This is a genomic window from Symbiobacterium sp. (assembly GCF_040797425.1).
In the GTDB taxonomy this organism is placed as follows: Bacteria; Bacillota; Sulfobacillia; order Symbiobacteriales; family Symbiobacteriaceae; genus Symbiobacterium.
In genome coordinates this window covers 45,122-52,400 of the sequence record NZ_JBFNEH010000024.1, presented here as the reverse complement: position 1 = coordinate 52,400, position 7,279 = coordinate 45,122, and the positions used below count along the sequence as shown (strand labels likewise).

Here is a 7,279-nt window from a genome sequence, read left to right as displayed (position 1 = left end):
TAGGGAGGTGGGTACCACGCGGTTCTACGCTTTCGAAAGGCGGAGCCCCCCTCCCGCTATTGCAGGAGAATTCTGACCCCAATCGAAATGCGAGTCTGAGAGACAGAGCTTTGTCGGGGGGAGTCAGGGTGTCGAACGCTTTGAAAGCGTTTCAGGCCGTTCACGACCAGTACCTGTCTGTGGTGGAGCACGCCTACCGCACGGGGGAGACGGATCCGGTCCTGCCGTTCCTCGGGCCGGGGTACCACGGGTACTACGGCATGCCCGACCAGGACCGGGCCGACTACTTCGACACGGCCATCGCCATCGAGGGCATGCGGCAGACCGCCAGGCAGCTGCCTTGGGTGCGAGCGGGGTGCGTTAACCGCAGCATCCGCATGCCGTCAGAAACCAGTGCGGTCGTCTTCTACGAAAAGCCGATGGTATTCGGGGACAAAACCATTTCCGCCTTCGCGATCGAGGTATGGCGCCAGATCGATGGGAATTGGGTGATCGTGCGCGAGACGGTCGAGCACCTGTAAATCCTGCACCGCGGTACTGCCAGTCGCACACCCGATTCCGCACGTCCGTCTTGGAGTCTGCCGGACGATTCTCTGGGAGCTGATCGTGCGGATGCAAAGAAACCGCCATCCTGATTCAGATTCGGAGGGGGCACGAGTGAAAGTTTATCCGGACAAAACGGTATTCGGATGGCCGGGGGATAACGGTCTTAGCGAAAGGCTCATCACGAAAGTGCTACGGGGCGAAAAGACGGCGACGTGCAGCCTCAAGCAAGCCTACACGCCCGAAGAGTTGAACCAAATCCGTTCGACTTAAGGGAAGGTGGTCTCCGCTCTTGATTCGCTCGGTCGACATAGATCATATCCTAATTAAGTAAATTTTTGAGACCACCTTTGGAAACCCCGATCCAAGACTGTCAGCCGCGAAGGTTATGGCAGCGATGTGGGTCGCTTCCAGGAGGCTCATCGCAAAGCGTGGGCCGAAGAAATCGCCTTCCCCGCCGCGCCAGCGTCGGGGAAGGGCGCCCTCTTTCGGCGCCGGACTGGGCGCAACCTGGCGCGCCCGCACGACGAGACCTCCCCTGCGGAGCGTTCTCCCGGCAACGCTCCAGCTTGCACATCAGCACGCCCCGGAACGCGCGGCCCGTCACCCGGGGATCAGGCAAACCGGGCGGTGGTCGTGCCCTGCCACCGCGGGGCGTGATCGCCAGCCGAATCTGGTGGTTGCGCCGAACTATTCTATGCTTGCATTTTCGCCAGCCACGAGTCAGTATTAGGAATTGAGGTTATCGCGCGTGGTGGACCTGTGGGGAGAGGTGGTTACACCCGTATATGATCAGGATGGAGAAGGTCAACAAGTATTTCGGCTCGCTGCACGTGCTGGTGGACGTCGACCTCACCGTGAAGCCCGGCGAGAAAGTCGTCATCATCGGCCCGTCCGGCTCGGGAAAGTCTACCCTGATTCGCTGCATGAACCTGCTGGAGCGGCCCACCAGCGGTACGGTCATCGTCGACGACGTCGACATCACGGCGCCCCGCGCACCCCTCACCAAGGTGCGCCAGTCCATTGGCATGGTGTTCCAGCAGTTCAACCTGTACCCGCACAAGACGGTGCTGGAGAACGTCACCCTGGCGCCGATCCTCGTCAAGGGTGTCCCGAAGGAGGAGGCCGAGGCATCCGGCCTCGCGTACCTGGAGCGGGTCGGGCTGAAGCACAAGGCCAACGCCTATCCCTCCCAGCTCTCGGGCGGCCAGCAGCAGCGGGTCGCGATCGCCCGCGCCCTCAACATGCACCCGAAGATCATGCTGTTCGATGAGCCCACCTCCGCCCTCGATCCCGAGATGGTGCAGGAGGTGCTGGACGTGATGATCGGCCTCTCCCAGGAGGGCATCACCATGGTCGTGGTCACCCACGAGATGGGCTTCGCCCGCGAGGTGGCTGACCGGGTGATCTTCATGGACGGCGGGCGGATCCTCGAGGAGGGGCCGCCGGAGCACTTCTTCGAGGCGCCGACCCACGAGCGGACCAAGCTGTTCCTCAGCCGCATCCTGCGCTGATGACAGATACGAATGGAGACACAGGGGGAGTGGTTCGGAATGAAGCGTACGTGGGGGATTCTTCTGGCCTTGACGCTGGCCCTGTCGGTCCTCGCCGGCTGCGGCAGGCAGTCGTCACACATCGAGCAGATCAAGAAGGCCGGCGTCCTCAAAGTCGGTGTGAAAGAGGACGTCCCCAAGTTCGGCTACCTCAACCCGCAGACGAACCAGTACGAGGGCATGGAGATCGATCTCGCCCGGCGCATCGCGAAGGAGATCCTCGGCGACGAGAACAAGGTGCAGTTCCAGGGCGTCAACGCCAAGACCCGCGGTCCGGCGCTGGATAACGGCGAGGTCGACCTAGTGATCGCCACGTTCACCATCAACGAGGAGCGCAAGAAGAGCTGGAACTTCTCCGAGCCGTACTTCACTGACTATATCGGCTTCCTGGTCCGGGCCGACAGCGGCATCACCTCCTGGAAGGACCTCGACGGCAAGAACATCGGCGTGGCACAGTCCGCCACCACCAAGCAGGCCCTGACGGCACAGGCCGAGCAGGACGGCATCAAGCCGAACTTCCTGGAGTTCGCCACCTACCCCGAGATCAAGGCTGCGCTGGACTCCGGCCGCGTCGACGCCTTCTCGGTGGACCAGTCGATCCTGTGGGGCTACAAGGACGACAAGAACGTGATGCTGCCCGACAAGTTCGCCCCCCAGGAGTACGGCGTTGCCACGAAGAAGAGCAGCACCGATCTGGCCGAACTCGTCGACAAGCTCATCAAGGACATGAAGGCGTCGGGTGAACTGGACCAGCTGTACGAGAAGTGGGGGCTGAAGTAGCCCGTGGACCGCTTCGCCGCCTTCAAGTGGCAGGCGCTCTTCAGGGACTGGCACATCCTCCTCGAGGGCCTGGGCCGGACCGCCTCCACGGCGGGTCTGGCCCTCCTTCTCGCGCTGGCGCTGGGCGTGCTCTTCGGTGTCCTCGCCACCGCCCCGTGGGGAAGCGGCCGGGCCGTGAGCCGCCTGTACGTGAGCATCATTCAGAACACGCCGCTGGTCACCCAGGTCATCTTCCTCTACTACGCCCTGCCCCACTTCAACCTGGTGCTCCCCACCCCGGTGGTGGGCGTGCTGGGCCTGGGCGTCTACCACGGCGCCTACGTGTCGGAGGTGGTACGGGCCGGGATTCAGGCCATCCACCGGGGGCAGCTGGAGGCGGCACTGTCGCAGGGCTTCACCTACGTCCAGGCCATGCGCTACATCATCCTGCCCCAGGCCTGGCAGATCGTGCTGCCGCCCATGACCAACCAGGCGGTGGCCCTGATCAAGAACTCATCGATCCTGGCCATGATCTCCGGCGGTGACCTCATGTTCCAGGCCGACTCCTGGTCGGCCGCCACCGGCTACTACGGCCCGGCCTACCTCACAGTCTGGGCAATCTACTTCGCCATCTGCTTCCCCCTGGCCCAGCTGGCCAAGCGGTGGGAGGAGCGGGTGCGGCTGAGCCGCGGCGGGGAGGTGACGGCCGCATGATGGAGGAACTGGCCGCCCTGGCCCAGTGGCACAACGTGCGCTTCCTGGCGCAGGGCCTCCTGATCACCCTGCGGATCGGCCTGCTGACCATCATCTTCTCCTTCATCCTCGGCACGCTGCTGGGCGTGATGCGCTTCAGCGGCCACTGGCTGCTGAGCCGGGTCGCGGCCGTCTACATCGAAAGCTTCCGCGCCTCGCCGCTCATCCTCCTCATCCTGCTCTTCCGGTTTACCCTGCCGCTGAAGCCGATCAACTCGGGCACCCTGGCCATGACGCTCTTCACCGCAGCCATCGTGGGCGAGATCGTGCGGGGCGGGCTCAACTCGGTGGACAAGGGCCAGTGGGAGGCCGCCTTTTCCCAGGGCTTCACCTGGCTGGAGACATTGCGCTACATCGTGCTGCCCCAGGCCCTGCGGAAGATGGTCCCGCCGCTGACCGGCCAGTTCATCACGGTGGTGAAAGACACCTCGTACGTCTGGGTCGTCGGCGTGCAGGAACTGACCGGCAAGGGGGTCATCATCCTGGGCCAGTACGGTTCCACGGTCCAGTTCTTCGCGATCTTCGGCATGATCGGCCTCATCTACTGGGCGCTCTGCCTCGCCGTCTACCGGCTCGGGCGCTGGCAGGAACAGCGGATGTCGTGGCTGACGATGTGAACGTGCAAAAGGGGGCTGTTCTGGACCTGCCGGAACAGCCCCCGTCTCGTTCGAACCTCCCCCGGCCACCGGGGAGCACCTGCGCCGGTCCAAGCGCGGGAAGCCTTCGACACGATGCGGATGAGTGCGCAAGGATATCCCCTGTTGATCACCGTATTCCAGCTTGCATTGCCGAATGTCTAAGTTATAAAATGATTTTGGTAGGTAAGTGATAATGAAAAGCTGCCGGAACACAAGGCCCCCCTGGTCCCCTTTCCGGCGATTTCGCCGGCGAAGCGCTCATGGCTCTGAGAAGTGCCCAGCCCCACCATCATGAAGTGACCCGCACAGTCTTCGATACAGGTAAGGAGGCAGCAATCGTGTTTGGGATCTTCTTCAACCGGACTAGGGAACAAGTCGGGGAGGAGGCCTACCGGAAAGCCATCGCCCGCTGGGCAGCGCACGACTACGCTGGTGCCCTGGTCTACTGGCGCAAGTGCGCAGAGTCTCTCCCTACGAGCCCGATTGGCCTGTTGGCCAGGGGAATGGTCTGGTACGAGGAGGCGCCCGAGGGAAGCGAAAGTGGCCCCGCGAAGGAATACCGAGAAGCGGTTAAGGCCTTCGGTGAAGCTGTTCTGACATCTGACCAGTTCTTTGCGATCGCCGTGCACTACCTGGCGGATACTTGCGCAAAACTGGGAACAGGGTTTGTTCGTGGCTACGAGACGGAGCAGAAGGTATGGCGGCAGTGCGCGCTCCAGTGCTGGCGGGACCTCCTGTACGGGTATCTGAATGGTCACCCTTCGTGCAAGACCGTGGCTGATACCCTGGGTCCTGACGTCATCCTGGACCGTTTCGTCTCCCTGCGGGGGTTTCACGAGAGGCGGGGAATGGACCCGGGAGATCTGCAGCTCTTGGATCTGGACTGGCTTCCCCAGTCGGGGTCCGAAGTATATCACCGCAACTTGCTGCAGTTTGTGACGACCGTTCAGAGTCACTACGGCCCAAGCGAGCCCCTCGACCTCCTCATGAAGGCTTGCGTGTTAAGCGTGAAAGACCGCGGCAGTGATACCGCCGCGCTCATCCGGCAGGCCGTGCGGGCTTGCGGTTAGTTCACGGCGTGGTGCCGCAGGGCGCCGGCGACAGTCGTACCTCACCGTATCACAATCGGGGCTGCACGCCTTCCAGAGTGCAGCCCCTCTGCTCTTTCATCCCAGGTTTCTACTGCAGGGCGACGTCATCGATGAAGAAGCTGGTGGGCAGCAGCCAGTCGTTGGTGGCGCTGAACTCCAGGCGCACCGTCTGGCCGGCGTAGGAGGAGAGGTCGATGGTCTCCTGCACCCACTGATTCGGGGTGTCCTGGTTGGTGTGGGTGGCCAGCTCGGCCAGGAGGGCGCCGTTCGGGCTGTAGAGCCGCACCCGGAGGTAGTCGAAGGCGGCCCAGGGGAAGTCGCTCGAGGACATGTACCACCAGTAGGTCAGCGTGCCGCCCTGGGGCACCGTCACCGTCTGGCTGATGGTGTCGGTGCCGTAGTTGTAGCCGCCCAGCCAGGCGCTGTAGCGCCCGGTGCGGGGCCGGTAGTTGCTGACCAGCTGGTAGCCGCCCGAGGAGCTCGGCACCCACGGGGCGGTGCCGTTCTCGAAGCCGCCGTTCTGAATGCGGTTCTCGCCCGGCTGGCCCGGATTGCCGGGATCACCGGGATCACCAGGATCACCAGGATCGCCCGGGTCGCCGGGATCGCCCGGATCCCCCGCCTGGTCGACGGCCCGGTAGGCGTTGATGCGGCCGCCGACCCAGTAGGTGCCCGTGCCCGGGATGTCGTCAGCCGTCTCCATGATCCGGTCCCAGATCTCCTGGTTGCTCAGCCCCTGCGAGGCCAGCAGGCCCGCGAGGCCGGCGACGTGCGGCGTGGCCATCGACGTGCCGCTGATGGTGTTGTAGCCGCTGCCCAGCCAGGTGGAGTAGATGTTGGAGCCCGGAGCGGCCACCTCCACCCAGTTGCCGTAGTTGGAGAAGGAGGAGCGGGAGTCGGTGCTGGTGGTGGAAGCGACGGCGAAGCACCGGTCATAGTAGGCCGGGTAGGACGGGCTGCTGGTGTTCTCGTTGCCGGCGGCGCAGGCCAGGAAGACGCCCCGGTTCCAGGCGTAGTTGACGGCGTTCTGCAGCGTGGTGGCGCCGGTGGAAGCCCCCAGGCTCAGGTTGATCACGTCCGCACCGTTGTCCGCCGCCCAGATGATGCCGTTGGCCACGGCGGCCAGGGTGCCGGAACCCGAGTTGTTCAGCACCCGCACGGGCATGATCTTGCACTCCGGGCAGAGGCCGGCGCCGCCGGTGCTGTTGTTGGTCTCGGCGGCCGCGGTCCCGGCCACGTGGGTGCCGTGGCCGTTGCCGTCGTCGGGGGCGTTGTCGTTGCCGACGAAGTCCCAGCCGGGAACGATCTTGCCGTCCAGGTCGGGATGGTTGCGCTGGACGCCCGTGTCCACGATGGCGATCACCACGTCGCTGCTGCCCCGGGTGATGTCCCAGGCCTCATAGGCGTCAATCCGGTCCCACGCCCACTGCTGGGAGAGCCCGGGATCGTTGGGGGTCCAGGTGACGGTGAAGATGTAGTTCGGCTCCGCGTAGACCACGTTGGGGTTCGCCTTCAGGGCCCGCAGCGTGGCCTCCGCCGCCTGCGGGTCCGCGTTGGCCGACAGGGCCGGGAACTCCAGCACGTCGACATCCAGGACGGCGACGCGATCCACCATCTTCGCCCCCAGCTCCTCCGCGATCGCCGCCCTCTGGGCCGCAGCGAGGCCCGGCTTGAACTTCACGAGGAACTGGCCGGGAACCGCCGGGGCCTTCAGGTCGGCTCGCACCTGGTCCTTCACCGACGTCGCGGGCGACTGGGCCAGCGCCGGGTTCTGGGCCGAGGCCGCGAGCACCGTGCACAGAGCCGTGAGCCAGATCGCCACTCGCTTCATGGTTCCTCCTCCTTCCCGAGTCTTCTGGCCTCAACGAGGCCTGTCCCGCATCGCTTGCGGTGAGGCTATCGTAAGGGCAGCTTGTCCGGAAGGACAAGGGAGGACTGGAGC

General features: G+C 64.3%; 7 protein-coding genes. 6 read left to right on the top strand and 1 reads right to left on the bottom strand.

The annotated features are described in order from the left end of the window. Nucleotides 1-128 precede the first annotated feature (128 nt). From AB2385_RS09285 to AB2385_RS09260, 6 genes are all read left to right on the top strand, one after another. Nucleotides 129-521, top strand: coding sequence for a hypothetical protein (locus AB2385_RS09285; protein WP_367654687.1), 393 nt, complete (start codon nt 129-131; stop codon nt 519-521). A gap of 810 nt (nt 522-1,331) precedes the next feature. After that, a complete protein-coding gene (locus tag AB2385_RS09280) occupies nt 1,332-2,057 on the top strand; it encodes an amino acid ABC transporter ATP-binding protein (RefSeq protein ID WP_367654686.1) in 726 nt (241 codons plus the stop codon). A 39-nt stretch (nt 2,058-2,096) separates the two neighbouring features. Then, complete coding sequence (locus AB2385_RS09275) at nt 2,097-2,876, top strand: transporter substrate-binding domain-containing protein (RefSeq protein ID WP_367654685.1); 780 nt, start codon at nt 2,097-2,099, stop codon at nt 2,874-2,876. A gap of 3 nt (nt 2,877-2,879) precedes the next feature. Further along, the gene (locus AB2385_RS09270) at nt 2,880-3,569 is read left to right on the top strand and encodes an amino acid ABC transporter permease (protein WP_367654684.1); all 690 of its coding nucleotides are present in this window, start codon (nt 2,880-2,882) and stop codon (nt 3,567-3,569) included. Then, on the top strand, nt 3,566-4,225 hold the full coding sequence (locus tag AB2385_RS09265; RefSeq protein WP_367654682.1) for an amino acid ABC transporter permease: 660 nt from the start codon (nt 3,566-3,568) through the stop codon (nt 4,223-4,225). Before AB2385_RS09270 ends, AB2385_RS09265 begins: the two co-directional genes overlap by 4 nt. Before the next feature lie 359 nt (nt 4,226-4,584). Further along, on the top strand, nt 4,585-5,316 hold the full coding sequence (locus tag AB2385_RS09260) for a hypothetical protein (protein ID WP_367654680.1): 732 nt from the start codon (nt 4,585-4,587) through the stop codon (nt 5,314-5,316). A gap of 109 nt (nt 5,317-5,425) precedes the next feature. On the opposite strand, the gene AB2385_RS09255 is transcribed toward AB2385_RS09260, so the two are convergent. Continuing rightward, complete coding sequence (locus AB2385_RS09255) at nt 5,426-7,168, bottom strand: S8 family serine peptidase (protein WP_367654679.1); 1,743 nt, start codon at nt 7,166-7,168, stop codon at nt 5,426-5,428. Nucleotides 7,169-7,279: the final 111 nt, after the last annotated feature.